The organism is Actinotalea sp., assembly GCF_035443605.1.
In the GTDB taxonomy this organism is placed as follows: domain Bacteria; phylum Actinomycetota; class Actinomycetes; order Actinomycetales; family Cellulomonadaceae; genus Actinotalea.
This window is the reverse complement of the sequence record NZ_DAORSQ010000005.1, coordinates 1-26,176: the sequence shown is the minus strand read 5'-3', so window position 1 is coordinate 26,176 and position 26,176 is coordinate 1. Positions and strand designations below refer to the sequence as shown.

The following is a 26,176-nucleotide window of genomic DNA, read 5'->3' as shown; positions in this document are numbered from 1 at the left end:
TCGCCACAGCCCCGGCGTAGGTGGGCTCCGTAGAAAGGTGTCTGCGGCCAGAACGGTCCGTGAACGCCATGCTCCGAGCGTCCCGCGCTCCCGTCTCCCCCGGAGGGGCCATGACCGACCTCCTGCTCATCGCCGGCGACCTCGTCGCGATCACGCTGCTCGCGTACGGCTCGTACTTCCGCAAGCACGGCCGGCGCGACATGCTCCTGGCCTACATGGGCCTCAACGTCGGCGTGCTCGCGGTGAGCACGGTCCTCGTCGGCTCCGCCGTGGGCCTCGGGCTCGGCCTCGGGCTCTTCGGTGTGCTGTCGATCATCCGGCTGCGGTCCTCGGAGATCAGCCAGGAGGAGGTCGCCTACTACTTCGCCTCCCTGGCCCTCGGCCTCATCTTCGGCCTCGCCCCCACCCCGGCGTGGCTCGCCCCGGCGCTCGGGGCGCTCATCATCGGTGTGGTGTGGGTGGTCGACCACTCCCCGGCGCACGCCAGGGCACGCCGCCAGGTGGTCATCCTCGACCGCGTCATCACCGACGAGCAGGACCTCCACGCGCACCTCGAGACCCTCCTGGGCGCCACCGTGCGGTCCGCCGTCGTGCAGTCCACCGACCTGGTGCGCGACGCGATGGTCGTCGACGTCCGGTACGAGCTCCCGGTTCCCGCACCGCGACCGGCGCGCGAGGCACCCCTCACGGGGCTGCGCGTCCCGGCCGGGGCCGTCCGATGACCGCGCTCGCGGCGCCCCGGCAGCTCACCTCCCTGGCGGGGCTCGAGCCCATCGGCCTGGCCGAGGTGACGCTCCTGGCGGACCTGCAGACCCGGGTGGACCGCAAGTACCTGGTCGGGGCCGATGTCGTGGACCGGTTGGCCGTCGCGGTGCTCGGCGGGGCCGAGGTGCTCACCATCGAGGGGCGGACCGCCTTCACCTACGAGTCGGTCTACTTCGACACCCCTGACCTGCAGGCCTACCGGGACGCGGCCCACCAGCGGCGCCGTCGGTTCAAGGTCCGCACCCGCACCTACGTCGACTCGGGCCAGTGCGTGCTCGAGGTCAAGACCCGCAGCGGGCGCGGCGAGACCGTCAAGGAGCGCACGGAGCACGACGTCGACGCCCGCTCCGCGCTGGACGGTGCCGCCCGCCGGTTCGCGGGGATGGTGCTCGGCGCCGACGCGCCCGTCGAGGACCTCGTGCCCACGCTCACCACGCGCTACCGCCGGACCACGGTCGTGGACCGCGTTGCCCCGATGCGCATGACCGTCGACGCCGACCTGGTCTGCGAGTCGCCCGCCGGGGTCGTGGCGCTCGACGGCCTCGTGGTGGTCGAGACCAAGTCCGCCGGGCGCCCGACGCCCGCCGACCGCTGGCTGTGGGCAGCCGGCCACCGCCCGGTCTCGATCAGCAAGTACTGCGTCGGCCTGGCCGCGCTCGATCCCGCGCTGCCGGCCAACCGCTGGACCCGCACCCTCGCCAGGGTGCGCTGACCGCGCGACGGCGTCTACCGCGGGCGGTCGCGGTCCTTGCTGGGCTGGACCCGCTTCGGCTCGCCCGGCATCTTGGGGTACTCCGGCGGGTAGGGGAGGTCGCCCAGCCCCGCGGCCTCGTCGCGGTCCGCCGCCTCGAGCACACCCTCGATCGAGAACCGCGGACCGGCGCCCACCGCGAGCCGTGCCCCGAGGTCGCCCACGGCGGCGTACCGGGCCGGCATGGTCAGCACGTCGAAGTCGGCGGGTCGCGCGTCCCCGACCTCGTCCCAGCGCAGCGGCGCGGAGACCTGGGCGCGCGGGGTGGCTCGCACCGAGTAGGCCGATGCGATGGTCCGGTCGCGGGCCATCTGGTTGTAGTCGACGAGGATCCGCTGCCCGCGCTCCTCCTTCCACCACGCCGTCGTGACCTCGTCCGGCAGCCGACGCTCGAGCTCACGGCCCAGCGCGATGGTCGCGCGCCGCACCTGCGTGAAGGTCCACCGGGGCTCGATGGGGACGAAGACGTGCAGGCCGCGCCCGCCGGACGTCTTGGGCCAGCCCTCCAGCCCGTGCTCGGCGAGCAGCTCGCGCAGGTGCACGGCCACGCGCGCGGCGTCGGCGAAGTCCGTCCCCGGCTGCGGGTCGAGGTCGATCCGCAGCTGGTCGGGGGCGTCCGGCGCGTCACCCGCCACCGGCCAGGGGTGGAAGGTCAGGGTGCCGAGGTTGACGGCCCACGCGATGACGGCGAGCTCGGTGGGGCACACCTCGTGCGCCGTGCGCCCGCTGGGGAAGGTCACCTCGGCGGTCCGGACCCAGTCCGGCGCCCCCACCGGGACGCGCTTCTGGAAGAACCCGTCCCCGTCGGTGTCCGCACGCGTGGCCAGTCGACCACCCTCGACCACACCCTTCGGCCACCGTTCGAGGGTGGTCGGGCGCCGGTCGAGCGCCGCGAGGATGCCGTCGCCCACGGCGAGCACGTACTGCACCACGTCGATCTTCGTGATCCCGCGCTCGGGGAAGACGACGCGATCGGGACTGGTCACCCGCACCGTGCGCGTGCCGACCTCGAGCTCCACCGCGGGGGTCGTCGATCGCGCCATGCGCCCACCGTAGGAGCGGGGTGCCCCGCGCGCGACCCGTCGGGTGCCGGCCCGGGTGTGGCCCCGCGCCACCCGGCGGCGTACGGTCGACAGATGCCCACGACCCGGGGATCCGCACCGCACCACCACCTGCGCACCGAGGAGTTCGACGCCTTCGGACCGTGGGTGCTGCCGGTGCGCACGCCCGCCGAGGTGCCGCCGCTGTTCCGCACGCACCTGCCGGACCCGACGGGCGCCGCCGTGGTGCTCAAGGTCCCGCGGGCGATCGAACGGCGCGACGCCGACGCGACGATGAACCTCTACGACCACCTGCTCGCCGTCGACGCCGCCGGCCTGACGGTCCTGACCCGTACCCCTGCCGCCCCCGGTGGCTTCACCACCCGGGTGCTGGCGGTCGACCGGCTGCTGGCCCTCGAGGAGAGCGTCGACCTGCTCGACGCCCGGCTGACCGTGCACGCCGTGGGTGTCCCGCCGCTGACCGTCCCGTTCAACGGCTCCTCGCGGGACACCGTGGGGCTGCTCGTCCATGAGCTGCGCCGGCGCTGGCTCGGGGGCCCGGGCCCCGTCGGGACCTTCGCGCCGCCGTCGGTCCCGGCCGGGCTGAGCGAGCTCGACGCCGACCTCGCCCTGGTGTCCCTGTACCGCGAGGTGCTCGCGGAGGACCCGTCCTGCGCGCTGCTCGGTGCGCACGCGCGCCGGGTCGTGGTGCCCCTCGCACCGGGTCTCGGCGGAGCGGCCAGCCGCGCCGTGCACGCCGTGTGGCCGATGACGCTCCAGGGCGCGATCGTGTGCGGCGACGACCGCGAGCTGCACGTGCTGCACCGCCGCCACTGGTGGGTGCGCGGGGGCCGGCCGGTGAACTCCATCGCCCGGACGGTGCTGCCGCTCGAGCGGGTCCGCACGGTCGAGGTCGAGGACCACCCGGTCTACCGGGGGGTGCGCGTCGTGACCCTCGGGCTCGGCGGCGCGGACCTGACTCTGCCCGTGCCGGCCGGCTCGGCCACCGAGGCGGCCCTGGTGGCGGCGCGCCCCTGAGGGTGCGCCAGACTGGGGGTGTGAGCACCCCGGAACTCGTCAGCGCCGCGTTGCGGGACGCCAAGGCGCGCGCGCGCTCGGCGCACTACACGGTCGGCACGCTCCAGACGGACCCGGACGGTACGGTCTGGCTGGAGTGCTCGTGCGGCACGGTGCTGCGCAACGGACCGACGTGGACGCTCGACGAGCACGTACGGCTGCACCGGGCCGAGGCGAAGTACCTCGAGCTGTCGGCAGCGGCACCCGCGGGGATCCCGCGGCTGATCGACCTGACCTGAGTCAGAGACGGTGCAGGCGCGGGCTGTCCAGCGCGACGCGCAGGGTCTCCCGGCCACCGAAGTCGATGATGACGGCGCGGTCGCCGTCGAGGGCGACCGCCTTGCCGAGGCCGTGACGGTCGTGCGAGACGGACTGGCCGACGGCGATCGGCTCGACGGCGACGATCGCCGCCTCACGTGAGGCGTTGAAGGGACTGGTGGCGAGGTACCGGGGTCGTCCGGCAGGGGCGGGAGGCATCGGTACCAGTGTCCTCCTGCTGGAGGGTCAGCGACACCCCCCGGAGGTCCGGGGTTCTCACGGCCCGTCCGAGCACCCCGTGCGGCCCTCCCGCACGCCTCTGCGCGCCGCGTGGCAGGCTGGCCGGGTGACCCTCCCCGCAGCCCTGCCGCCGGCCGTCGACCGCCCGTTCGCCGCCGTGCTCTTCGACATGGACGGCACCCTCATCTCCTCGATCGCGGCCGTCGAGCGCTCGTGGAACCTTCTGGCGCACGAGTTCGGCTTCACCATGACCGACCTCGGCGAGGTGCACGGGATCCCGGCGCGCGCGACGGTCGACCGGCTGCTCGCCGACCGCTCGGAGGAGGAGCGGGAGCGCGCGGCGCGGCGCATGCTCCGGCTCGAGATCGAGGACGTCTCCGGCGTGGTGGTGCTCCCTGGGACGCGGGCAGCACTCGCCGCCCTGCTGCCCGGCCACTGTGCCATCGTCACGTCGTGCACAGCCGACCTGGCGCGCGTCCGGATGGCCGCGGCCGGTCTGGGCGACATCAGGCGGATCACGGCCGACGACGTCGTGCGGGGCAAGCCCGACCCGGAGCCCTACCTCGCCGGCGCGGCCCTGCTCGGGGTGCCGCCGGAGGGGTGCCTCGTGGTCGAGGACGCCGGCGCGGGGCTGGCCTCGGCGCGCGCCGCGGGGATGGCCACGCTGGGGCTGGCGACGACGCACCGCGCGCAGGACCTGCTGGCCGACCTCGTCGTGCCGGACCTCGACGCGGTCGAGTTCCGCGTCGACGAGGACGGCGTGCGGCTGAGGCTGCGCGGAAATCACCCGCTCCCCGGGTGATCCGGGGCAGACGCCGACGGCGCGACGTGATGGAATCGTGCTCGGCGTGCCGGAAGGCTCGCGAGGCGGCACCCTGTCAGGGTGCCGCAGAGCGGTGACCTGACCCGAGGAGAGTGCATGACAGGCGACCGGGAGCGTCGGACCTCGTCCGGCAGCACCCTGCGTCTCGTCGCCGAGGCCACGGCCGCGGCGGGCGTGGTGCCGCAGCCGTCCGCTCCCGCGGACGAGCACGACACCAGCCTCGTGCTGCCCGGCCAGCGTCAGTCCGTCGCCGTCGGTCGGCACTGGGTGGTCCGGGCCGTCGTCGAGCGGGGTGTCACGGGGATGGCCAACCAGGTGGTCGAGCTCCTGTCGAGCGAGCTCCTGGCCAACGCCGTGCTGCACGGTCCCGACGGCGGGGCGATCGGTGTCCAGGTGCGCTACTCCACGACGGTGCTGCGCGTCTCGGTCAGCGACGCCGGGCTCAGCACGCCCGTCGTGCTGCACAACGAGCCCTCCGCGCCCAACGGCCGCGGGATGGCGATCGTCGAGGCGATGTCGAGCCGCTGGGGTGTCGACGAGCACTCGGACGGCGGCAAGACGGTCTGGTTCGAGCTCGACCTCGCCGACTTCTGAGCCGCACCGATGATCCCCGCGGCCGGTGAGCCCGAGGCAGCCCCCTGGTCCGTGCGACCCCTCGCCGACGTCGTCGACGATCTGCTGGCCCGTGCCAGGCGACCGGTCGGCAGGCCGGCCGTCGTGGCCGTGGACGGACGCTCGGCCGGCGGCAAGTCGACCCTGACCGGGCGGATCGCGGACGCCGTCCCGGGCAGCGTCGTGGTGCACACCGACGACGTCGCGTGGTGGGAGTCCTTCTTCGGCTGGGACGCGCTGCTCGCCGCCGGCGTGCTGGAGCCCGCGCGCGCGGGCCTGCCCGTCGCCTTCCGCCCACCTGCCTGGGACGCCCGCGGCCGCTCTGGCGCGATCGAGGTGCCGGTCGGCGCGAGCCTGCTGCTGGTCGAGGGCGTGGGCGCGAGCCGTCGCGCCCTGACCCCGCTGCTCGACGCCGCCGTGTGGGTGCAGTCCGACGCGACGCGGGCGCGCGACCGCGGGATCGCCCGGGACCTCGCCGAGCGCCCCGACCCGGCGGAGGCCGCGCGGTTCTGGGACGAGTGGGAGTCCGCGGAGTCGCCCTTCCTCGCCAGCGAGCGTCCGTGGGAGCGCGCCGACGTCGTCGTCTGCGGCACCCCGGCGCTGCCGCACGACCCGCTGCTCGAGGTCGTCGTCGGCCGGCGCCTCACCTGACGCACGGTGCGGGGGGCGGGCCGACGGCCCACCCCCCGCACCCCGCGGCGCTCAGCGTCGGCGGGCGGTCACCCGGACGTCCCGCTCGACGCTGCTCTGCGCCACCTCGGCGTTGCCCGAGTAGCTCACCGTGAGGTGGTGCGACCCGACGGACAGGCCGGGCACGACGAGCACCGCCACGCCGGCGCCGTCCCGCGCGAGCACCCGGGACCGCGCGAGCAGCCGGCCGCCCTCGCGGACCTCGACGGTGCCGCTGGGCGCAGCAGACGCCGTGCGCACGACCGCCGTGACGAGCACGGGCGCGTGCTGCGGCACCGAGGTCGGCAGGGCGACCGTGAGGGTCGAGGCCTGCCGCGCTCGGATGTCGACGGCGACCACCGGCGACGTCGAGCCCGTGTAGGCCGTGCTCGTCGGGACGAGCTGCGCGGTCAGGGCGTGCGCCCCGGCCGGCAGCTGGACCCGTACGGTGGCGCTGCCGCGACGGACCGTCGCGGTGCCCAGCTCCGTGGTGCCGTCGAGGAAGCGCACGGTGCCGGCTGCGGCCCGCGGGTCGACCGTCGCCGTCAGGCGCTGGGTCGAGCCCTCGACGAGCGGCCCGGTGACCCGCAGCGCCGTCGTCGTCGGGGTGGCGACGGGGGCGCTGACGTCCACGACCTGGGCGCGAGCGCCCAGCCCGTTGTGCGAGTGCAGCAGCAGGAGCCGGCCGTCACCGGTCGCCACGGAGCGCTGCACCGAGAACGCCTCGCCGGCCGCGCCGTAGAACCACAGCGAGTCGGCGCTGGCGGGGCCCGCGTCGAACCAGAACGCCGGGGCGTACGGGTCGGCGGTGAACGCCTCGACCTCGTCGACGATCCCGCTCGGGTCCGTCGCGTACGGCGAGTACGTCATGACCGCGAACGTCGGGATGTCCCCCGGTGCGATGCCGACGGCGTCGAGGTTGATCGGCGCGACGACGACGTTGCTGTCGAAGACCGTCGAGTCGACGTCCGCCCACAGGCCGTTGGCCGGGCTGAGGTCGAGGAAGTCGCCCAGCGAGTAGGCGCCGTCGGCGTAGTCCAGGGCGTAGGTCTCCACCGTGGTGAAGTCGAGCTCCGGCCCGTACTTCCAGATGTACGTCTCGAGGTCCCAGATGCCGTCACCGTCGATGTCGGTGTCGATGATCGGCACCACCGTCGTGCCGAGCGAGGCCCACTCGCCCTCGGTGGCGATCGCGATGCCGAGGGTGCCGTGGCCGTACACGTCAGGGTCGAGCCCGGCCGCCGCCATCTGCGGCGCGGTCGAGGCGAACCCGACGTGACGCAGGTCGGCGGCCGCCATCGAGGAGGCAGAGGTCGTCGAGGTGTCCTCCTCGAGCACCGGGCTCTCGCCCGTGAGGACGAACGGGGCGACGAGCGACGTCCAGCCGCCGGAGTCCACCCCGCGCCCGGCGAGCGTCAGCGGCGTGGCCGTGGCGAGCTCGTCGGCGAAGGCCACCGGAGCGGCGGAGAGGTCGCTGACCAGCCGCGGTGCGGCCTGGACGGGCACCCGCAGCTCCGGGCCGCCCGACGGGGTGAGCACGAGGCGGCCGGAGAGCGTCGCCACGTGGTCCCGCGGGATGTCGACGCCCAGGTCGTAGGTGGCGACCGAGGTCGGGTCGAGGTCCTTGGCGAGGGTGGCCGGGTCGGCCGTCAGGGTCACCGTGACCTGCGCGGAGCCGCCGGCCGGGAGGGTCAGCGAGGCCGGGGAGGTCGTGATGGTCGCCCCGCCCGCGCTGGTCGCCTGGTCGAACGAGGTCGCCACGTCGCGGGCGGAGCCGCCCGTGTTGGTCACGGTGACGGTGCGCTCCTGGACCACGGTCGTGGCGCCGACGGGCACCACGCCGAAGGTCACGGAGACGAGCGACGGGTCGTCCGTCGCCCAGGCCAGCAGCTCGGCCCGCGTCGCGTCGAGGGCGTCGACGCGACCGGAACCGACCCGCTCGGGGCCGTAGACGGCACCCGTCTGGTTCAGCCCGCTGTAGACGTCGTGCGTGGCCGTGTTCATCACCGCTGCCTTGATCTGGGTGACGCCCCAGTCGGGGTGCTCGCCGGCCACGAGGGCAGCGATGCCCGCGACGTGCGGGGTGGCCATCGACGTGCCGGACTTGGTCGAGCGGCCGGTCCCGGAGCCCGAGGACGCCGAGGAGGTCAGCGTGCCCGGCGCCGCCACGTCGGGCTTGACGATGCCCAGCGACCCGTGCACGCCGCGCGAGGAGCTGGAGTTGAGCGAGTCGGCCAGCGACGCGTCGGTGACGAAGGCCGCGTTGGCGAGCGACGGGCCGACGTGCACGGTGAGGGTCCCGGCCACGATCTCCGGCATGAGGGTGCTCGTCGCGGTGGCGGTGAGCATGGCGCCAGGGATCGCGGCGCCGCCCGAGATGCCGTAGGTGAAGACCGGCGCGGTGGTACCGATGAGCACACCGGCAGCACCGGCGGCGGCGGCGTTGTTCCACCGCACGCCGCTGCCGCAGCCCCGGGTCGACTCGTTGTCGTCCCAGAACAGCCAGACGATCTTGCCGGCGATCTCCGCAGAGCGGTCGGTCAGCGCGGTGCAGCCGTCGACGGTGGCGCCGAGGTGGACGACGGGGGCCGTGACGTCGGCGGTGCCGGCGTAGGCGATGGTGTTCTGGCCGGCGTAGGTGCCGACGAGGCTCGGGTCGGCGGCCGAGACGACCTCGACGGCGTCGAAGGTCTGGGTGCTGGACACCGAGTTGGCGACCGTCAGCGAGCTCCGGGCGTTGCCAGGGCTGCCGCCGATGTCGACGACGTCGCCGGCGTTGCCCGAGGCCACGACGGAGAGCACGCCGAGCTCGGACAGGGCGTCGACGAAGGCGTTCTCGGGGTCGTCCGCCGCGCTGGAGTCCGAGCCGAGGGACATGTTGATGATGTCGAGGTGGTCGGACAGGTCGCCGTCGCCGTCGGGGTCGGCGGCCCACTCGAGCGCGCTGATCACCAGGCTGGTGCTGCCGCCCGTGTCGCCGAAGACCTTGAGCGCGTAGAGCCCGGCACCGGGCGCCGTCCCCGGGCCGATCTGCCAGTCGGAGATGTCCGTGAGCGACGCGTAGTCGCCGTCGAACGTCGTGCCGTCGGCCAGCACGCCGAGGCCGGCGGCGCTGCCGGCCACGTGCGTGCCGTGCCCGCCGTCCCCGTCCGGGGAGTCGATGGGGTTGGCGTCCGGCTGGGGGGTCAGGGCCGCGCCCGCCCCGCCGGCGTCGTAGGTCGGGCCGGCGAAGTCGTAGCCGCCCAGGTACTTCGTGGCGTCGTAGGTGCCGGCCGGGACCGGGCCGGTCCCGTCGGTGCCGTACGCGGCGGCGTAGGCCTCGGGCGTGCCGGGGCCGCCGAAGTCGGCGTGCGTGTAGTCGATGCCGGTGTCGATGACGCCGATGGTCACGCCCTCGCCCGTCTGGCCGGTGGACGTCCAGGTGGCGAGCGCCTCGGTGAAGGCGTCGGCCCCCTTGTTGAGCGGGGTCTTGGGCACGATGAGGTGCACGCCCACCACGGCGGGGTCGGCCGCCAGGGCGCGGACCCGTGCCGCGTCGCCCGCGACGACGACGCCCGCGACGAGCGTGGACGTGACGTCGAGGGTCTGGGGGGCCGCGCTGCTCGCCCGGGCCGTCGCATCGGGCACGACCTCCTGGGCCAGCGCCTCGACCTGGGCCTGCGCCGCCTCGACGTCGGCCGCGTCGCCACCGGCCTGGGCGGTCTCGAGCCCGGTGGTGGCGTCGAGCTCGACGAAGGCCGTGACCGTCCCGCTCGCCGCGGCGAGCGTCGACCCGATGGCGCCGGCGTCCCGCGCTTCCTCGCCGACGGGCCGCACGAGGTCCCTGCCGCTCACCACGGGCAGGCCCTGCCCCTGCCCGTGGTCGGCGACGGGGTCGGGGGTGGGCGCAGCGTAGGCGACCCCGAGGGACATCGGGACGGCGATGGCCGTGCTGGCGAGAGTGGCGACGAGTCTTCTCATGGTGATTTCCCCTCGGAGGCGACCGCGGATCTGCGCGGGGCTGCGTGCCTGCCCGGGGACGTCGTCGTCGTCGAGCGGGCACGAGGCTTCGTCGCACCCTAGCGGCGCGTGATCATCGGGGTGAAGGGGTGGAGTCGTCGGAGTTTGTCCGGATGTGACCCGTGGTGCTCAGCACCGCCCCGTCGCGGGGCGGTCGGCGGTCAGGAGGCGCGCTGGTCGCGGTGCAGGGGGGCGAACTCCGGGGCGGGGCCACCGATGAAGCAGTGGCACGGCCCGTCCAGGTGGACGAAGTTCGTGGAGGGTCGGGCGGCGCACGGGACGGGCACGAGCGCCGCGGCAGCGGGCTGCTGCTCGGCGATGGGGTACTCGGTGGCGACGCTCATGACATCCCAGTCGGCACGCCGAGGCTGACCTTGAGGACTCTGGGAGTCGGCTGTTGTGAGCGTGAACACGCTTGCATCCTGCCCCGGCGGGGCTGACCAGCCAACTCCCTCGGCCCCCGCGTGTCGGATTTCACCCGTTCGAGGGGAGGACCGCGGCGGGCTGCCCCTCCTCCGTCAGCGCGCGTACCGCTGCACGAAGGCCGCCAGCAGACGCGGCGGCTGGTCGACCACGGCCCCGCGCACGGAGGCGATGACCTGCTCGACCTCGTGCGCGGGGAAGTAGCCGGCGTGCTGGTAGACACGGATGCGCTCCACGATCCCTGGCACGTCGAGCTCCGGGTGGAACTGCGTGGCGTAGAGGTTGTCCTGGATCCGGAAGGCCTGCACGGGGCAGGCGGGCGAGCTCGCGAGCACGACGGCGTGCGGTGGCGGTGTGCAGACCGCCTCCTTGTGCCCGACGAACGCCTGGAAGGTCGCGGGCATGCCGCCGAACAACGGGTCGCTGCGGCCGGCGTCGGTGAGGCTCACCGGGACGGCGCCGACCGGCTCCCCGTAGGTGCGGTCGATGACGCCGCCCTGGTGCACGCCCAGCGTGCCCACGCCGTAGCACGCGCCGAGGAAGGGCAGGTCACGCGCGACGATCTCGTCGAGCAGGGCCGAGAGCTCAGCCTCGACGCGCAGCTGCAGCGCGGACTTGTGCTCGGTCGGGTCGCTCGCGTTGAACGGGCTGCCGCCCACGATGACGCCGGAGAAGTCGTCGAGGTCCAGCGAGGGCATCGGCCCGGCCTCCAGGCGGACCCGGACGAGGGCCTCGTCGCTCAGCCCGCCGAAGCGCCGGATGGCCTCGTGCTCCCCGTCCGCGGCGTCGTCCTGCTCACGGGTTGCCAGCAGCAGGAACGGCTTCACGGACGCCGAGCCTAGTCGCCCACTGGTGCAGAGCGGTCGAATGCCGTAGCGTGACCCTCGAAGTTGCTGTGCTTGCACGTCTCGAGTGCGCCCGGCCCCTCGGCCAGGCGCATTTTCCTTACCAGGAGCGGACGACGAACACCGCGATTGATCGGACCCGACACGCGGGTTCGTACGAATACTCCTGAAGGAGACCCGCCATGGCTACTGGCACCGTGAAGTGGTTCAACGCCGAGAAGGGCTTCGGCTTCATCGCCCCCGACGAGGGCGGCGCCGACGTCTTCGCCCACTACTCCGCGATCGCGACGAGCGGCTACCGCACGCTCGAGGAGAACCAGAAGGTCGAGTTCGAGATCAAGCAGGGCCCCAAGGGCCCCCAGGCGGACAACATCCGCGCGCTCTGATCTTCTGCTCCTCCGGATCTCCGCGGTGAGCTGAGCTCACCCCGATCCACCACGAACGCCCCGGTCCTCGGACCGGGGCGTTCGTGCGTCCGGGACGGGCCGGCGGGACGGCCGGCGGGACGGGCTGGGCGGGGCGGCCAGGCGGGACGGGCTGGGCGGGGCGCGCGGGGCCGGGTCAGTCGCCGGTGCGGGGGTCGCGTCCGTGGCGCACGCGCTTGGCCGCGTACATGGCGGCGTCCGCAGCTGCGAGCAGGGAGGCCCCGACGGGGTGCAGGCGCGACTCGGCGATGCCGAGGCTCGCGGTGCAGGTCACGAGCGTGCCGTCGGGCAGCTCGTAGGCGGGTTCGAGGGCCTCGCCGATGCGGTGGGCCGTCGCCTCGGCGCCGTCGGCGTCGGTCTCCTGGGCGACGACGAACTCGTCCCCGCCGAGCCGGGCGACGATGTCCGCACCCCTGACCGTCGCCTTGAGCCGCCGCGCCGTCTCGACGAGCACGGCGTCGCCGGCGGCGTGGCCGTAGGTGTCGTTGACCGACTTGAAGTCGTCGAGGTCGACGTAGGTGACCACGAGCGGCGTGGTGGACCGCTGGACCCTGGCCAGGGCCGAGCTGAGCAGGATGTCGAAGAGGCGGCGGTTGGCGAGCCCGGTCAGCGGGTCGCGCAGTGCCAGCGTGGCGAGGTCGTCCTGCAGCCGGCGCATCTCCGTGACGTCGCGCCCGACGCCCTGGACGCCGTCGTCCAGCGCGACCACCTGGAGCTCGAGGACGAGGCCGGTGCCGTCGGCGCGGCGCATGCGCACGTCGAAGCGGTCCGGGAGCGTCGCACCGGCGAGCGCCCCCCTGGCCACGGAGCGGCTGTCGGTGTCGAGCACCGTCACGAGGTGCGCCAGGTCGTCGCCGAAGTCCGCCGGGCTCCATCCCGTGATCCGCTCGACGGACGGGCTGAGGTAGGACAGGTGCGGGCGGGGCGTGGTGGTCAGGCGGAAGACGGCGTCGGCCGAGCGGTCGGCGAGGTCACGGAACCGGGCCTCCGACAGGGCGAGGCGTTGCTCGGCGAGGCGGCGCTCGGTGACGTCGCGGCCGACGGCGAGGATGTGTGCGCCGTCGGGTCCCACGAGGTAGCGGTCGGCCCACTCGATCCACCGGTCGGGCATCCGGGTGGCGGGGCGCGGCTCGGAGTCACGCAGGTACGGCGTCAGGGGGCCGAGGCGGGCGAGCTGCGCGTGCAGGCCGTCGATCTCGGCGGGGCTGAGCAGGTCGTCGATGGGGATCCCGACGAGCTCCTCGGGGTCGGCGTGGTGCTGGGCGGCCCACGCGCGGTTGCAGTAGACGAGCGTGAGGTCGTCGACGCGGTAGCGCGCGACCCTCTCGCTGAGCAGGTCGAGCGTCTGCGCCAGCTCGCGGTCGCTGGCACGCACCCGCACGTGCTCCTCGGCCATGACTCTCCCGACTCCTTCGGCTGCGGCACCGCAGCATGGGCGGACGGGTGCCATGATCCCGGATGACGGCCCGTCGCTCTCAGATCGGCTCACCCGGCGTCTCCGTGAGGCCTCCCAGTGTTCTGTGATGTGCGTCACAGTGGACCGACGAAGACGGGTGCCGCGATCGTGCAAGGAGTCCGACGGTCGCGACACAGACCCGGTAGGCAGCCCCACGACATCCCGGAGGCCGGCGTGCGCGACGACGTCTGGTTCGATGCGCTCTTCCGCGCGCACTCGACGGCGGTCTACCGCTACCTCGCGCGCCGCGTCGCCATCGACGACGCGCAGGACCTCGCGGCCGACGTCCTGGCCACCGCGTGGCGCCGTCGGGCGGACGTGCCGGAGGGTGCCGAGCTGCCGTGGCTCTACCGGACCGCTGGGTACGTCCTGGCGAACCACCGGCGCAAGGGTCGGCCCGTACCCGTCGAGCACCTGCCGGAGGAGGTCGACGACGTCGACCCGGCGGACCTGGCGGTGTCGGACGAGGGTGTGCGGGCCGTCCTCATGGCGTTGTCGCCGCGGGATCGTCGGATCCTGCTCCTGCACGCCTGGGAGGGGCTGGACCCGGACCAGCTCGCCGCCACGCTGGGGATCAGTCGGGGCGGGGCCGACGCCGCGCTCTCCCGCGCCCGTGCGCGGTTGCGCCAGGTGTGGGCGGAGCTCGACGCCACCGACCCGGGTGCCGTCGCCGCGCGGTCCGCTGCAAGTCCGGGGGCCGGTCCGACACAGACGGGGTGAGACACCACCTCAGGAGGTCACCATGGACACCACCGCACCGGACCCGGACGAGATCGCCCGGCTCGCCCAGGCGGACCCGGCCGCAGGGCTCCACCCCGACGCCGCGGCGCTGCGTGCCGCCGTCGATGCCAGGACGACGGCCGTCCCGGACCAGCTCGCCGTCGCCAGGTCGCGTCGCTGGACCTCGTGGCCCGCGCGCGTCGCGGGGATCGCGGCCGCAGCGCTGGTGGTCGGCGGCGGTGGCGGGTACGCGATCGGCGCCGCGGGGTCGCAGCCGGAGCTCGCCGCCGCTGCGATCACGCTGACCACCGGCCCGTCCGGCGGTGACGCCGCGTCCTCGGGCGCGGCGGGGGCACCGGAGTCCCTTGCCGTCCCGGACGCGGGGGTCGGCGGGGCCGCGCGCACGGCCGACATGTCCTTCTGGGGCGGCTGGGGGCGCACGGTGTTCACGTCCTCCGGGCTCTCCGACGAGGGCGGCAGCCACGCCGCGTGGGCCCTGGACGCGGCGTCCGTGTTCAGCGACGCGACGATCGCGGCCGCCGCGGCCGCGCTCGGGGTCGCGGGCTCGCCCGAGATGACGTACGGCTCCTGGTCGGTCGGCGCGACCGACGGCACGGGGCCGGTGGTCACGCTGTCCGCCGACGGCACGGCGTCGCTGGGGTACTACGACCCGACCACCGACCCGTGGTCCTGCACGACGGTCACCGAGGGCGGCGCGGACGGGACCACCGAGGAGGGCCTGGTCGCGCCCGAGCCGTGCGTGCAGCGGGACCTCGGCCCCGCGCCGCAGGGCGAGGACGCGTCGGCCAGGCTCCGGGCACTGCTGGGCTCGCTGGGCCAGGACGCGGCGTCGTTCGAGCTCGTCGCGGAGGACTACGGGGACATCGCGTACGCCTACGTCACCGCCTACCAGGTGATCGACGGGCAGCGCACCGGGCTGGCCTGGAGCGCAAGCTTCACGGGCGCCGGCCTGCAGTCGCTCTACGGCTCGCTCGCGCCGGCCGTCGCGCTCGGCGAGTACGCCGTCATCAGCCCCGTCGAGGCCGTCGAACGGCTGGGCGACCCCCGCTTCGGCTTCGGCTGGGGCGGTCCGATCGCCTACGCCGACGGCGCGGCGGCCCGCGAGGGCGACATGGCCGTCCCGTCCGAGGAGCCGGCCGTCCCCACCGTGCCGCCGACGGCTGCAGCAGGCAGCTCGCTGAGCTGGCCCGTGACCGAGGTGACCATCGTCTCGGCACGGCTCGGGGTGGCGCTGCACACCCAGGCCGACGGTGCCGCGGTGCTCGCGCCGACCTACGAGCTGACGAGTGCTGACGGGGGGATCTGGACCGTCCTCGCCGTCGCGGACTCCGCGCTGGACTTCTCTGCGGTCGGCTGATCCACCCCGGTCCGGGTGCCGTGCGTCGTGGCGCACGGCACCCGGACCCGCGCTGCGGCAGGCTGTGCTCATGCGGAGCGGTGTCGGGCGGCGTAGGTTCGGTGCCGCACGGCGTCGCCCCGGACGCCGTCGGACGCGGCATGGTGCAGGTGCTGCAGGTGGGGAGCGAAGCCGTGGACGAGAGTGACGCATGGGACCGGGCCGGCCAGACGCTGTCCCGGCGCGAGCTGCGGGCACTGCGCGGCGAGGTGCCGACGGCGCGTGAGGAGGCTCCCGGCGACGCGGTCGTGACCGAGGTCGACGAGCCCCGCGACGTCGAGCAGCCTGAAGCGACCGGGCCCGTCCCGACCGACCCGACCCCCGCCGTCGAGGGCTCGCAGGACGGCGACGGCGACCTCGAGGGCCCGCAGGACGGCGACCTCGACCCCGAGGGTGTCCCCGCCCCGGTGGCCGCGGCGCCGGGCGACGGCTGGCAGCAGGCCGTCGACTGGTCGCTGCGCCACGAGCTGCCGCGCGAGCTCCCGCCCGAGCCCGACGTGGACGACGTCCGCTGGGACGGTCCGCCGCTGCCGCCCGCGCCGACGGCGGCCGGCGGTGGCGCGGCCCCGGCGCCGGCCCGCGTGCCCGTGCTGCGCACGGCCTTCGCGCCGGCCGATCCCGCGCCGGTCGACGAGGAGTGGGACGACATCGTCGCCGAGCCGCAGCCGCAGCCGGGGCCGGAGCCATGGGCTGACCGTGCGCCCGCGGCCCCACCGGCCCCGATCGTCACGGGTGTCCCCGCTCCCGCGGTCCCGATCTCGTCGATCGCCGTGGCCCCTGGTGCGCCACCGGTCGACGGCGCCGACCTGTCGACCGGGTCGCCGGCCCGTCCCGTGGCGCCGGCGGACGAGCTGCCTACCCTGACGGACCTGCTCGCCGGCCGTCCCACGCCGCCGGCGGGGCCGGCGCAGCTCGGCTGGCAGGGCACGGTGCGACGTCTGACCGGCGGCCTCGTCGCGCTGCGCCCAGGCCCCTTCGAGCAGCGGCACCGTGATGCGATCACCTCCGTGCAGCGCAGCCTCGACGGGCCCAAGACCATCGTGGTCATCAACCCCAAGGGCGGCGCGCACAAGACGACGGCGTCGCTGCTCCTTGCGGCGACCTTCGGCCAGCACCGCGGTGGCTACACGCTCGCCTGGGACAACAACGAGACCCGCGGCACGCTCGGTTGGCGTTCCCACCAGGCCCAGCACCACAACACGGCGGTGAACCTGCTGCAGGACCTCGACCGCTTCGCGGACCCGGGATCGGCTCGCGTCGGGGACCTCGACAACTACGTGCGGTCCCAGGGCTCGGCGCAGTTCGACGTGCTGGCGTCCGATGAGGATGCGGCCTCCGCGGCGTCGATCGACGCGTTCGCGTTCAGGTCGCTGCACCGCACGCTGTCGCGGTTCTACCGGATCATGGTCGTCGACACGGGCAACAACATGCGGGCCTCCAACTGGCAGGCGGCGATCGAGGCTGCGGACCAGGTGGTCATCGTGTCGACCGTCCGGGAAGACACCGCCCAGTCGGCGGCCTGGGCGATCGACGCCCTGCGTGCGACGGGCCACGGCGACGCCGTACGCAACGCGGTCACCGTGCTGTCCGCGCCGGCCCCGCGGCGCGACGACCGTCTCGCCACGCGCCTGCACGAGCACTTCGGCCAGCTGACCCGGACCGTGGTCGACGTCCCCTACGACCCGTCGCTGGTCGGCGGGAGCCCGCTCGAGATCGACCGTCTCGCCGGGCCGACGCGTGAGGCGTGGCTCAAGGTCACCGCGGCGGTCGCGGACGGCCTGCAGGGCTGAGCGATCTGGCCTCACCGCCACCACCAGGTCCGCCCTGCCAGGCGGCGCGGCACCGCCCGCCCGGCCGGACCGCTCGCCAGCGCGGCGAGTGCCACGGAGCAGTCCTCGACCAGCTCCGGGTCGATCTCCCGGGCCATCGCGCCGCGCAGCTGAACGTCGGCGCGCTCCGCCCGAGCCGCGAGCCGACGCCCGAGCGGCGAGAGCCGCAGCACGGCGGTCCGGCCGTCGAACGGCTCGATCGTCCGGTCGACCCACCCCGCGTCCACGAGCGTCCGCGCCAGCCGGCTCGGGCTCCCCGACTCGCGGACGAGCAGGTCGCCGAGGTCCCGGACCGTCAGGACGCCGTGCTCGTGCAGGACGGCCAGAGCGTCAGCCTGCGCAGGCGTGAGCCCGATGGTGCGCAGCAGCCGCGCGTGCTCACGGTCGAGGTCGCGATGCGCGGCCATGATCCACAGTCGGAGTGCTGCGATCTCGTCCACATCCGGAGCATCGCTGGCGCGAGGAGCTGGCCTCCCTTCGGACCCGTCGTCCTGGGGACGGACCGCCACGGCGGGTCTGGCTGGGGACAACCGCCCACAGGATCGAGCAGTCGAGTGAAACTGCGTGACGCGTCACCGAGGCAGCATCGATGTGGTGACGGTGACGTGTCACGCATCTCAGCAGCAACTGCCGACTCCCAGGGCAGGGGTGCCGGGAGCGGGAGGGGAGTGGCAGCGGGAGCCGGAGCAGGGTGTCGGGAACCTGGGTGCAGAGGAGCGGTGGAGCGAGGGGCACCGCGACGGGTCGGCCGATCCGCCGGCGGTGTGGGCGTGGGTCGACCCGGGGGACCCGGTTGGTTCGCGCACCCCGGGCCCCCAGGATGGGGGGATGAGCCTCGTCGCCGACACGTCCCGGCCCGCCGTCCCGCGCACCGCCGTGGTCACGGGGGCCGGTCGCGGCATCGGAGCGGGCCTTGCGGCGGGTCTCGCGGCCGCCGGGTACGACGTCGCCCTGCTGGGTCGCACCCGCGCGCATCTCGACGACGTCGCCGCGAGGATCCAGGCCGCGGCCGCCACCGCGGCCCTCACCTCGGCCCTCACCGCGACCCCCACCGCGGCCTCCACCGCGGCCGGCGCGGCGCCTGCCACGGCACGCCGGGGCCCACACGTCGTCGTCGTGCCCGTGGAGCTCACGGACGCCGCGGCCGTGCGCGAGGCGGCGTCGGTGGTGCAGGACGAGCTCGGCGGTGTCGGGCTGCTGGTCCACAACGCCGGGGTCATCGAGCGGGCCGAGGTGCCGTTCGACCAGGACGACGTCGAGGACACGTGGCGGGTCATCGAGACCAACGTGCGCGGTCCGCTGCTGCTGACCCACGCGCTGCTGCCCGGGATGCTCGCGCAGGGCGGGGGCCGCATCGTCAACATCAACTCGGGCGCGGGTCACCGGGGTGCCGGCGAGTACACCGGCTACGGCATCAGCAAGGGAGCGCTGGCCCGCATGACGACGATGCTCGACACGCAGTACCGCGACCGCGGCCTGCGAGTCTTCGACCTCGCGCCCGGGGTGGTCCGCACCGACATGACGCGTGGCATGCCGGCCCACGACGCCCGTGTCGCGTGGACCCCGATCGCCACCGTCGTCGAGCTGCTCGTCGCCCTCGCGGACGGCGGGCTCGACGCGCTGGCCGGGCGGTTCGTCCGCGCCGGGATGGACACGCCGGCCTCGTTGGCCGCCCACGGTGCCGAGATCATCGCGGTGGACGCGCGGCGTCTGCGGCTCGTCGCCTGGGGGGCGTCGGACCCGCTCGTGCCGTGAGACGACCGGCGGGCCCGCAGACGGGCCCAAGGTCCTCGCCTGGTACAACTGACCTGCAGCACCCTAAGGGGACGTGACGTCGGCAATGGGGCCGGCGTCGACGCAGAGAGGCGGATCGTGGCCAAGTACGTCTACGACTTCAGCGAAGGCAACCGGGACCTCAAGGACCTGCTCGGCGGCAAGGGGGCCAACCTCGCCGAGATGACCAACCTGGGCCTGCCGGTGCCACCCGGGTTCACCATCACCACGGAGGCGTGTCGCACGTACATGGTCGACGGCGACCTGCCGCCCGAGCTCCGGGTCGAGGTCACCATGGCCCTGCGCCGGCTCGAGGACACCCTCGGCCGCTCGCTCGGCGACTTCCACGACCCGCTGCTCGTCTCGGTCCGCTCCGGCGCCAAGTTCTCGATGCCGGGCATGATGGAGACCGTCCTCAACGTCGGCCTCAACGACGCATCGGTGCAGGGCCTCGCCCAGTTCTCCGGCGACGCGCGGTTCGCGTGGGACTCCTACCGCCGTCTCATCCAGATGTTCGGCAAGACGGTGCTGGACATCGACGGCGACAAGTTCGCGCACGCCCTGGACTCCATGAAGAAGGCGCGCGGCGCCTCGGTGGACACCGATCTCAGCGCGGCCGACCTCGAGGCCCTCGTCGAGGAGTTCAAGGAGATCGTCCGCCTCGAGACCGGACGCGAGTTCCCGCAGCACCCGCGCGAGCAGCTCGACCTGGCCATCACGGCCGTCTTCAACTCGTGGAACACCGAGCGCGCCCGGCTGTACCGCCGCCGCGAGCGCATCTCCAACGACCTGGGCACGGCCGTCAACATCTGCTCGATGGTGTTCGGCAACCTCGGCTCCGACTCGGGCACGGGCGTGTGCTTCACGCGTGACCCGTCCACCGGCATGACCGGCGACTACGGCGACTACCTGGAGAACGCCCAGGGCGAGGACGTGGTCGCGGGCATCCGCAACACGCTGTCGCTGGCCGACTTCGAGCGGCTGGACCCGGCGGCCTACGCCGAGCTGCGCCAGGCGATGCGTCGTCTCGAGACCCACTACCGCGACCTGTGCGACATCGAGTTCACCGTCGAGCGCGGCAAGCTGTGGATGCTGCAGACCCGCGTGGGCAAGCGGACGGCCGCCGCGGCGTTCCGGATCGCGACCCAGCTGGTCGACGAGGACCTCATCACGATGGACGAGGCGCTCGAGCGCGTCACCGGCGAGCAGCTGAGCAAGCTGATGTTCCCGCAGTTCGACTCCGCGGCCGAGCGCACCCTGCTCGCCCGCGGCATGGCGGCCTCGCCCGGTGCGGCCGTCGGCCAGGCCGTGTTCGACTCGGTCACCGCCCAGGAGTGGGCCGCGCAGGGCAAGGACGTCATCCTCGTCCGGCGCGAGACCAACCCGGACGACCTCGGCGGCATGATCGCCGCGGTGGGCGTGCTGACGTCCCGCGGCGGCAAGACGTCGCACGCGGCGGTCGTGGCGCGCGGCATGGGCACCACGTGCGTCGTCGGCGCCGACAAGCTCGACGTCGACGTCGTCAAGCGCGTGGCCAGGGTGGGCGACCGAGGCTTCGTCGAGGGCGACGTCATCGCCATCGACGGCTCCAGCGGTGAGATCTTCCTCGGCGCGGTGCCCGTCATGCCCTCGCCGGTGGTCAGCTACCTCGAGGACGGCCTCGAGGCCGCCCTGGCCGGGCTGCCCGCGGACGACGAGGAGACCGCAGAGCTCGTCAACGCGGTCGACCGCATCCTGCGGCACGCGGACACCGTGCGCCGGCTGCGCGTGCACGCCAACGCCGACACCCCCGAGGACGCGCACCGCGCCCGACTGTGGGGTGGCCAGGGCATCGGCCTGTGCCGCACGGAGCACATGTTCCTCGGCGACCGCCGGGTGCTCATCGAGCGGCTCATCCTGGCGACGACGGACAGCGATCGGCAGTCGGCCCTCGACGCCCTGCTGCCGCTGCAGCGGACCGACTTCATCGGGCTGCTCGACGAGATGGACGGGCTGCCGACGACCATCCGCCTCATCGACCCGCCGCTGCACGAGTTCCTGCCTGACCTCACCGCGCTGTCGGTCAAGGTGGCGCTGGCCGAGGAGCGCAAGCAGGCCGGGCCGGAGGTCGAGCGCGACAAGGTGCTGCTCGCGGCCGTCGAGCGGATGCACGAGGCCAACCCCATGCTGGGCCTGCGTGGTGTGCGGCTCGGCCTGGTGGTCCCCGGCCTGTTCGCGCTGCAGATCCGGGCCGTGGCCGAGGCCGCTGCCGCACGGATCAAGGCCGGCGGGCACCCGCACGCGGAGATCATGATCCCGCTCGCCGCGTCGATCATGGAGCTGCACCTGGTGCGCGACGAGGCCGAGGGGATCCTCACCCAGGTCGCTGCCGAGCAGGGCGTGGAGCTGCACATCCCCATCGGGGCGATGATCGAGCTGCCCCGGGCCGCCCTCACGGCGGACCGGATGGCGGACGTCGCGGAGTTCTTCTCCTTCGGCACCAACGACCTCACGCAGACCACGTGGGGCTTCTCGCGGGACGACGTCGAGGGCGCGTTCTTCAACGAGTACACCGAGCGTGGTGTGTTCAGCGTCTCGCCGTTCGAGAGCATCGACCGTCAGGGCGTCGGGCGCCTGGTCAAGATCGCCGTGGAGGAGGGTCGGTCCACCCGGCCCGACATCGTCCTCGGCGTGTGTGGCGAGCACGGTGGCGACCCCGAGTCGATCCACTTCTTCCACGCGGTGGGCCTGGACTACGTGTCCTGCTCGCCGTTCCGGATCCCGATCGCCCGCCTCGAGGCCGGTCGTGCCTCGGTGCTGACGTTCGGCAGCGACACCCGCTGATCGCGCGACGGCCCGGCCCCGCGTCCCTGCGCGGTGCCGGGCCGTCGCTCTGCCGGCGACCGGTGCGCCTCGGGATGCCGGGCCGCCCGCCCCCGGATAGCGTCGGGAGCGTCCCCGCAGCACCGATCCGGAGGTCCCCATGTCCACGCGCACCGCTCGCACCGCCTGGAACGGCAGCCTCATGGAGGGTGGCGGGCAGGTGGAGCTCTCGAGCTCCCGGGCCGGCACGTTCGACGTCTCCTTCCCGCGCCGCACGGCCGAGGAGGCCGCGGGCGTCACGAGCCCCGAGGAGCTCATCGCCGCCGCCCACTCCTCGTGCTTCGCGATGCAGCTGTCCGCCCTGGTCGCCGAGGCCGGCGGCACCACGCACGCCCTCGAGGTGATCGCGGACGTCGACCTCGGCCCCGACCCGGCTGGCGGGCTCCGGATCACCGGGGTCGCCCTGACCGTGCGCGGTGAGGTCGAGGGTCTCGACGACGCGGCCTTCGAGCGCGTCGCGCAGGCGGCCAAGGAGACCTGCCCGGTGAGCAAGGCGCTGGCCGCCGTGCCGATCACGCTCGAGGCCGGTCTGCTCTGACGCGAGCGGCCTGACGCGAGTGCCCTGACGCGAGCGGCCCGGTGGCCCGTCTCGTCCCGGGCCGCCCCGTCCCGGACCCGGACGTCCCGGACCCGTCCTGCCCCCCGCGTGGCAGGATCGGCCACGTGTCGACCGTGACCCCGCCCAGCACCCTCCCGCCCCAGGACGGCGGTGCGATGCCCACCCCCGACCTGCTGCGCGAGCTGCGCCGGGCCGTGCGCGGGCAGGTCGACGCCTCGACGCGGCGCCGGGCCGAGTACTCGACGGACGCGTCCAACTACCGCGTGCCACCGCGCGTCGTCGTGTTCCCGCTGGACGTCGACGACCTGCTCGCCGTCACCGAGGTGGCACGAGCCACCGGCACCCCCCTCACGGCCCGCGGTGGCGGGACGTCGGTGGCCGGGAACGCCGTCGGGCCGGGGATCGTCGTGGACACCTCGCGCCACCTGCGCGTCATCGAGGCCATCGACCGCGAGACCCGCACCGCGCGGGTGCAGCCCGGCGTCGTCATGAGCGACCTGCAGGCGGCCGCGCGGCCGTTCGGCCTGCGGTTCGGCCCCGACCCGTCCACGCAGAACCGCGCCACGCTCGGCGGGATGATCGGCAACAACGCGTGCGGCCCGCACGCGGTGGCGTACGGGCGCACCGCGGACAACGTCGTCGCACTCGACGTGGTCGACGGCCGCGGACGCCGGTTCACCGCGACGAGCGGCCCGGGCGCGCTCGACGTCGTGCCCGGTCTGGACGCCCTCGTCGCCGCGCACCTGCAGACGCTGCGCACCGAGCTCGGTCGGTTCGGCCGGCAGGTCTCCGGCTACTCCCTCGAGCACCTGCTGCCCGAGCGGGGCACGGACCTGGCCAAGATGCTCGTCGGCACCGAGGGCACGCTCGTCACGGTGCTCGGGGCCACGGTCGACCTCGTACCGATCGCCGATGCCGCCGTGCTCGTGGTGCTCGGCTACCCCGACATGCCCGCAGCGGCCGATGCTGTCCCGGCGCTGCTCGCCCACGAGCCGCTCGCCGTCGAGGGGCTCGATGCGCGGCTCGTCGACGTGGTGCGACGGCACCGGGGCGCCGACAGCGTGCCGGAGCTGCCCCCCGGCGCCGGCTGGCTCATGGTCGAGATGGGCGGCGCGACCCGCGAGGAGGCGCTCGAGCGGGCGCGCGCCATGGTCGCGGACGCCGGTACGACGGCGGCGCGGGTCATCCCGCCCGGTGCGCAGGCCTCGGCGATGTGGCAGATCCGCGCCGACGGCGCCGGCCTGGCCGGCCGGCTGCCAGACGGCAGCCCCGCGTGGCCCGGCTGGGAGGACGCCGCCGTGCCTCCCGCGCGCCTCGGCGCCTACCTGCGCGCGTTCGACGCGCTCATGGCCGAGCACGGCGTCGACGGCCTGCCGTACGGGCACTTCGGTGACGGCTGCGTGCACGTGCGCCTCGGCCTCCCGCTCGCCACGGCCGGGGACGTGGCGGGGTTCCGCGCGTTCATGACCGCCTCGGCCCGGCTGGTGGCGGAGCACGGCGGGTCCCTGTCCGGCGAGCACGGCGACGGACGCGCCCGCAGCGAGCTGCTGGCGCTCATGTACTCGCCGGAGGCGATCGGGCTGTTCGGCGCGGTCAAGGAGATCTTCGACCCGGCCGACGGGCTCAACCCCGGCGTGCTCGTGGCCCCCCGCCCGATCGACGCCGACCTGCGCCGACCGCACGCCGCACCCCTGCCCAGGGCGACCGGCTTCGCCTTCGCGCACGACGACGGCGACTTCACGACGGCCGTGCACCGCTGCGTCGGGGTCGGCAAGTGCCGCGCGGACTCCTCGGACGCGGGCGGCTTCATGTGCCCCAGCTACCTGGCATCGCGCGACGAGAAGGACTCCACCCGCGGCCGTGCCCGCGTGCTCCAGGAGATGGCCAACGGGACGCTGGTCACGGGCGGCTGGGACGCGCCTGAGGTCCGCCAGGTGCTCGACCTGTGCCTCAGCTGCAAGGCGTGCTCGAGCGACTGCCCCGCCGGGGTGGACATGGCGCAGTACAAGGCCGAGGTGCTGCACCGCCACTACCAGCGTCGCCTGCGCCCGATGAACCACTACGCGCTGGGCTGGCTGCCGCGGTGGACCCGTCTGGTCGCGGCCCTGCGCCTGGCGCCGCTGGCCAACGCCGCGCTGGGGTGGCGACCGCTCGGCACGCTCGTGCTCCGGGTGGGCGGGATGGACACCCGACGGTCGATCCCGTCCTTCGCGCCCGTGACGTTCCGGCGGTGGTGGGCCCAGCAGGCCGGCGTCGTGCACCGACCGCAGGGTGCCGGTGAGCCGCACGACGCGCACGCGGCCGGCGCGACCGACCTGGCCCGCCGCGTCGTGCTGTGGACGGACTCATTCTCCGACGCCTTCGACCCCGACGTGCCGCGCGCGATGATCGCCGTGCTCCAGGACGCCGGGTACGAGGTGATCATCCCGGACCAGGACGCGTGCTGCGGTCTGACGTGGATCAGCACGGGTCAGCTCGAGGGCGCGCGCTCACGGCTCACGGACCTGCTCGGGGTGCTCGGCCCGTACGCGGTCAACGGCATCCCCATCGTCGGGGTGGAGCCGTCGTGCACCGCGGTGCTGCGCTCCGACCTGCTGGACCTCGTCCCGGACGACCCGCGCGCCGTCGCCGTCTCCCGGGCCACCCGCACGCTCGCCGAGCTGCTCACCGCGCCCGCGCCGCTGGGTCCAGACGGGTGGTCCCCGCCGAGCCTGGCCGGGGTCACGGTCATCGCCCAGCCGCACTGCCACCAGCACTCGGTGATGGGCTACCAGGCCGACCTCGCGCTGCTCGCGACGGCGGGTGCCGAGGTCAGCACCCTGGCCGGCTGCTGCGGCCTGGCCGGCAACTTCGGCATGGAGAAGGGCCACTACGAGACGTCGGTCGCCGTGGCCGAGCACGCGCTGCTGCCCGCGCTGCGCGCCGCGGCCCCCGGCACCGTGCTCCTCGCCGACGGCTTCTCGTGCCGCACGCAGGCCGACCAGCTGGCCTCGGCGCAGGGCACGCACCTCGCGCAGCTGCTCGCCGCTCATCTCGACGGCCCACGTGCCGATATGTGAATCGAACGGGTCATTTCGGGTCGCAAGGGGCACAGCCTAGGCTCGGGAGGTCCCGTCCGAGGCCGGGCCACAGGAGAGTCATGCCGCTGTTCCGCGTCGAGGGTGGTCGGTCGGTCGCCGTCCACCCATTGAGCCCTGCCCGCGAGCGGTTCGACGTCGACGTCCCCGCGCTCCTCACCGAGCACCTCGACGCGCTGCTCGGCGAGCCGCTGCTCCTCGTGCAGGAGGGTCGGACGGCCGACGAGCCGACCCTGCTCGCCGTCGACGGCGCCGGGCAGCCGGTGGTCGTCGAGGTCGTCGCCGTGCTCGACGGCGCCGCGCTGCTGGCCGCGCTGCGGTCCGCCGGCCGGGTCGGGCGCCTCGGGCCGCAGGGCCTCGCGCGGGTCTACCGCGGCGGCGCCGAGCAGTACGCCGCGCACCTGGCCGCCGTGCGGGGCGCCGGGCCCGGCGCCCCGGTGCGGGTCGGCAGCCGCCTCGTGATCGTCGTCGCGGAGGTGGTCGGTGTCGAGGACGCGCTCGACCACCTGCGCCAGGACGGCCGCGTCGAGGTGCTCCAGGTCGGTGTGCTGCCCGG

At 74.4% G+C, this 26,176-nt stretch carries 23 protein-coding genes; 16 read left to right on the top strand and 7 right to left on the bottom strand.

Going from position 1 to position 26,176, the window contains the following annotated elements:
- The first annotated feature begins 110 nt into the window (after window positions 1–110).
- On the top strand, window positions 111–722 hold the full coding sequence (locus PKY62_RS01320) for a DUF4956 domain-containing protein (protein ID WP_324534077.1): 612 nt from the start codon (window positions 111–113) through the stop codon (window positions 720–722).
- Window positions 719–1,477, top strand: coding sequence for a VTC domain-containing protein (locus PKY62_RS01315; protein WP_324534075.1), 759 nt, complete (start codon window positions 719–721; stop codon window positions 1,475–1,477). The genes PKY62_RS01320 and PKY62_RS01315 overlap by 4 nt, the downstream gene beginning before the upstream one ends.
- Window positions 1,478–1,491: 14 nt before the next feature.
- On the opposite strand, the gene ligD is transcribed toward PKY62_RS01315, so the two are convergent.
- Complete coding sequence (gene ligD / locus PKY62_RS01310; protein ID WP_324534073.1) at window positions 1,492–2,559, bottom strand: non-homologous end-joining DNA ligase; 1,068 nt, start codon at window positions 2,557–2,559, stop codon at window positions 1,492–1,494.
- Window positions 2,560–2,652: 93 nt separating this feature from the next.
- Between ligD and PKY62_RS01305 the strand changes: the two genes are divergently transcribed.
- The gene (locus tag PKY62_RS01305) at window positions 2,653–3,594 is read left to right on the top strand and encodes a hypothetical protein (protein ID WP_324534071.1); all 942 of its coding nucleotides are present in this window, start codon (window positions 2,653–2,655) and stop codon (window positions 3,592–3,594) included.
- A 20-nt stretch (window positions 3,595–3,614) separates the two neighbouring features.
- Window positions 3,615–3,872, top strand: a complete 258-nt coding sequence (locus PKY62_RS01300; RefSeq protein WP_324534069.1) for a hypothetical protein — start codon at window positions 3,615–3,617, stop codon at window positions 3,870–3,872.
- A gap of 1 nt (window position 3,873) precedes the next feature.
- Here the strand turns inward: PKY62_RS01300 and PKY62_RS01295 are convergent, their stop codons facing one another.
- Window positions 3,874–4,110, bottom strand: a complete 237-nt coding sequence (locus PKY62_RS01295; protein WP_324534067.1) for a hypothetical protein — start codon at window positions 4,108–4,110, stop codon at window positions 3,874–3,876.
- A gap of 127 nt (window positions 4,111–4,237) precedes the next feature.
- On the opposite strand from PKY62_RS01295, the gene PKY62_RS01290 reads away from it, so the two are divergent.
- The 3 genes from PKY62_RS01290 to PKY62_RS01280 all read left to right on the top strand — a co-directional run bounded on the left by PKY62_RS01290 (window position 4,238) and on the right by PKY62_RS01280 (window position 6,217).
- Entirely contained in the window at window positions 4,238–4,933 is a 696-nt protein-coding gene (locus PKY62_RS01290) for an HAD-IA family hydrolase (RefSeq protein WP_324534065.1), read from the top strand.
- A 117-nt stretch (window positions 4,934–5,050) separates the two neighbouring features.
- Window positions 5,051–5,548, top strand: a complete 498-nt coding sequence (locus PKY62_RS01285; protein WP_324534063.1) for an ATP-binding protein — start codon at window positions 5,051–5,053, stop codon at window positions 5,546–5,548.
- Window positions 5,549–5,557: 9 nt separating this feature from the next.
- Complete coding sequence (locus tag PKY62_RS01280; RefSeq protein WP_324534061.1) at window positions 5,558–6,217, top strand: uridine kinase family protein; 660 nt, start codon at window positions 5,558–5,560, stop codon at window positions 6,215–6,217.
- Window positions 6,218–6,268: 51 nt separating this feature from the next.
- Here the strand turns inward: PKY62_RS01280 and PKY62_RS01275 are convergent, their stop codons facing one another.
- From PKY62_RS01275 to PKY62_RS01265, 3 genes are all read right to left on the bottom strand, one after another.
- Window positions 6,269–10,195, bottom strand: coding sequence for a S8 family serine peptidase (locus PKY62_RS01275; RefSeq protein WP_324534059.1), 3,927 nt, complete (start codon window positions 10,193–10,195; stop codon window positions 6,269–6,271).
- A 200-nt stretch (window positions 10,196–10,395) separates the two neighbouring features.
- Window positions 10,396–10,578 carry a hypothetical protein gene (locus tag PKY62_RS01270; protein WP_324534057.1) on the bottom strand — a complete coding sequence of 61 codons (183 nt, stop codon included), beginning with the start codon at window positions 10,576–10,578 and terminating at the stop codon, window positions 10,396–10,398.
- 174 nt (window positions 10,579–10,752) lie between these two features.
- Window positions 10,753–11,484, bottom strand: coding sequence for a glutamine amidotransferase (locus PKY62_RS01265; RefSeq protein WP_324534055.1), 732 nt, complete (start codon window positions 11,482–11,484; stop codon window positions 10,753–10,755).
- Window positions 11,485–11,684: 200 nt separating this feature from the next.
- Between PKY62_RS01265 and PKY62_RS01260 the strand changes: the two genes are divergently transcribed.
- A complete protein-coding gene (locus tag PKY62_RS01260; RefSeq protein ID WP_324534052.1) occupies window positions 11,685–11,888 on the top strand; it encodes a cold-shock protein in 204 nt (67 codons plus the stop codon).
- Between the two features lie 175 nt (window positions 11,889–12,063).
- Here the strand turns inward: PKY62_RS01260 and PKY62_RS01255 are convergent, their stop codons facing one another.
- A complete protein-coding gene (locus tag PKY62_RS01255; RefSeq protein WP_324534050.1) occupies window positions 12,064–13,323 on the bottom strand; it encodes a diguanylate cyclase in 1,260 nt (419 codons plus the stop codon).
- Between the two features lie 234 nt (window positions 13,324–13,557).
- On the opposite strand from PKY62_RS01255, the gene PKY62_RS01250 reads away from it, so the two are divergent.
- From PKY62_RS01250 to PKY62_RS01240, 3 genes are all read left to right on the top strand, one after another.
- A complete protein-coding gene (locus tag PKY62_RS01250; protein WP_324534048.1) occupies window positions 13,558–14,103 on the top strand; it encodes an RNA polymerase sigma factor in 546 nt (181 codons plus the stop codon).
- 22 nt (window positions 14,104–14,125) lie between these two features.
- Entirely contained in the window at window positions 14,126–15,481 is a 1,356-nt protein-coding gene (locus PKY62_RS01245) for a hypothetical protein (protein WP_324534046.1), read from the top strand.
- A gap of 101 nt (window positions 15,482–15,582) precedes the next feature.
- The gene (locus PKY62_RS01240) at window positions 15,583–17,310 is read left to right on the top strand and encodes a MinD/ParA family ATP-binding protein (protein WP_324534044.1); all 1,728 of its coding nucleotides are present in this window, start codon (window positions 15,583–15,585) and stop codon (window positions 17,308–17,310) included.
- Window positions 17,311–17,321: 11 nt separating this feature from the next.
- On the opposite strand, the gene PKY62_RS01235 is transcribed toward PKY62_RS01240, so the two are convergent.
- On the bottom strand, window positions 17,322–17,789 hold the full coding sequence (locus PKY62_RS01235) for a MarR family winged helix-turn-helix transcriptional regulator (protein ID WP_324534042.1): 468 nt from the start codon (window positions 17,787–17,789) through the stop codon (window positions 17,322–17,324).
- Between the two features lie 388 nt (window positions 17,790–18,177).
- On the opposite strand from PKY62_RS01235, the gene PKY62_RS01230 reads away from it, so the two are divergent.
- From PKY62_RS01230 to PKY62_RS01210, 5 genes are all read left to right on the top strand, one after another.
- Entirely contained in the window at window positions 18,178–19,104 is a 927-nt protein-coding gene (locus tag PKY62_RS01230) for an SDR family NAD(P)-dependent oxidoreductase (protein ID WP_324534040.1), read from the top strand.
- Between the two features lie 117 nt (window positions 19,105–19,221).
- Window positions 19,222–21,945: a pyruvate, phosphate dikinase gene (ppdK, locus tag PKY62_RS01225; protein ID WP_324534038.1), complete on the top strand. Its 2,724-nt coding sequence runs from the start codon at window positions 19,222–19,224 to the stop codon at window positions 21,943–21,945.
- Between the two features lie 139 nt (window positions 21,946–22,084).
- Window positions 22,085–22,522: an OsmC family peroxiredoxin gene (locus PKY62_RS01220; protein WP_324534036.1), complete on the top strand. Its 438-nt coding sequence runs from the start codon at window positions 22,085–22,087 to the stop codon at window positions 22,520–22,522.
- A 176-nt stretch (window positions 22,523–22,698) separates the two neighbouring features.
- The gene (locus PKY62_RS01215) at window positions 22,699–25,602 is read left to right on the top strand and encodes an FAD-binding and (Fe-S)-binding domain-containing protein (protein ID WP_324534119.1); all 2,904 of its coding nucleotides are present in this window, start codon (window positions 22,699–22,701) and stop codon (window positions 25,600–25,602) included.
- An 80-nt stretch (window positions 25,603–25,682) separates the two neighbouring features.
- Window positions 25,683–26,176 (top strand): hypothetical protein (locus tag PKY62_RS01210; RefSeq protein ID WP_502875765.1); only part of this gene is annotated, 494 nt, incomplete at its 3' end.

Coding starts and splice junctions, on each gene's coding strand:
- PKY62_RS01315 (WP_324534075.1), top strand. CDS start 719: ATGACCGCGCTCGCGGCGCCCCGGCAGCTCACCTCCCTGGCGGGGCTC.
- PKY62_RS01220 (WP_324534036.1), top strand. CDS start 22,085: ATGTCCACGCGCACCGCTCGCACCGCCTGGAACGGCAGCCTCATGGAG.
- PKY62_RS01305 (WP_324534071.1), top strand. CDS start 2,653: ATGCCCACGACCCGGGGATCCGCACCGCACCACCACCTGCGCACCGAG.
- ligD (WP_324534073.1), bottom strand. CDS start 2,559: ATGGCGCGATCGACGACCCCCGCGGTGGAGCTCGAGGTCGGCACGCGC.
- PKY62_RS01320 (WP_324534077.1), top strand. CDS start 111: ATGACCGACCTCCTGCTCATCGCCGGCGACCTCGTCGCGATCACGCTG.
- PKY62_RS01245 (WP_324534046.1), top strand. CDS start 14,126: ATGGACACCACCGCACCGGACCCGGACGAGATCGCCCGGCTCGCCCAG.
- PKY62_RS01215 (WP_324534119.1), top strand. CDS start 22,699: ATGCCCACCCCCGACCTGCTGCGCGAGCTGCGCCGGGCCGTGCGCGGG.
- PKY62_RS01270 (WP_324534057.1), bottom strand. CDS start 10,578: ATGAGCGTCGCCACCGAGTACCCCATCGCCGAGCAGCAGCCCGCTGCC.
- PKY62_RS01255 (WP_324534050.1), bottom strand. CDS start 13,323: ATGGCCGAGGAGCACGTGCGGGTGCGTGCCAGCGACCGCGAGCTGGCG.
- PKY62_RS01230 (WP_324534040.1), top strand. CDS start 18,178: ATGAGCCTCGTCGCCGACACGTCCCGGCCCGCCGTCCCGCGCACCGCC.
- PKY62_RS01285 (WP_324534063.1), top strand. CDS start 5,051: ATGACAGGCGACCGGGAGCGTCGGACCTCGTCCGGCAGCACCCTGCGT.
- PKY62_RS01295 (WP_324534067.1), bottom strand. CDS start 4,110: ATGCCTCCCGCCCCTGCCGGACGACCCCGGTACCTCGCCACCAGTCCC.
- PKY62_RS01280 (WP_324534061.1), top strand. CDS start 5,558: ATGATCCCCGCGGCCGGTGAGCCCGAGGCAGCCCCCTGGTCCGTGCGA.
- PKY62_RS01260 (WP_324534052.1), top strand. CDS start 11,685: ATGGCTACTGGCACCGTGAAGTGGTTCAACGCCGAGAAGGGCTTCGGC.
- PKY62_RS01275 (WP_324534059.1), bottom strand. CDS start 10,195: ATGAGAAGACTCGTCGCCACTCTCGCCAGCACGGCCATCGCCGTCCCG.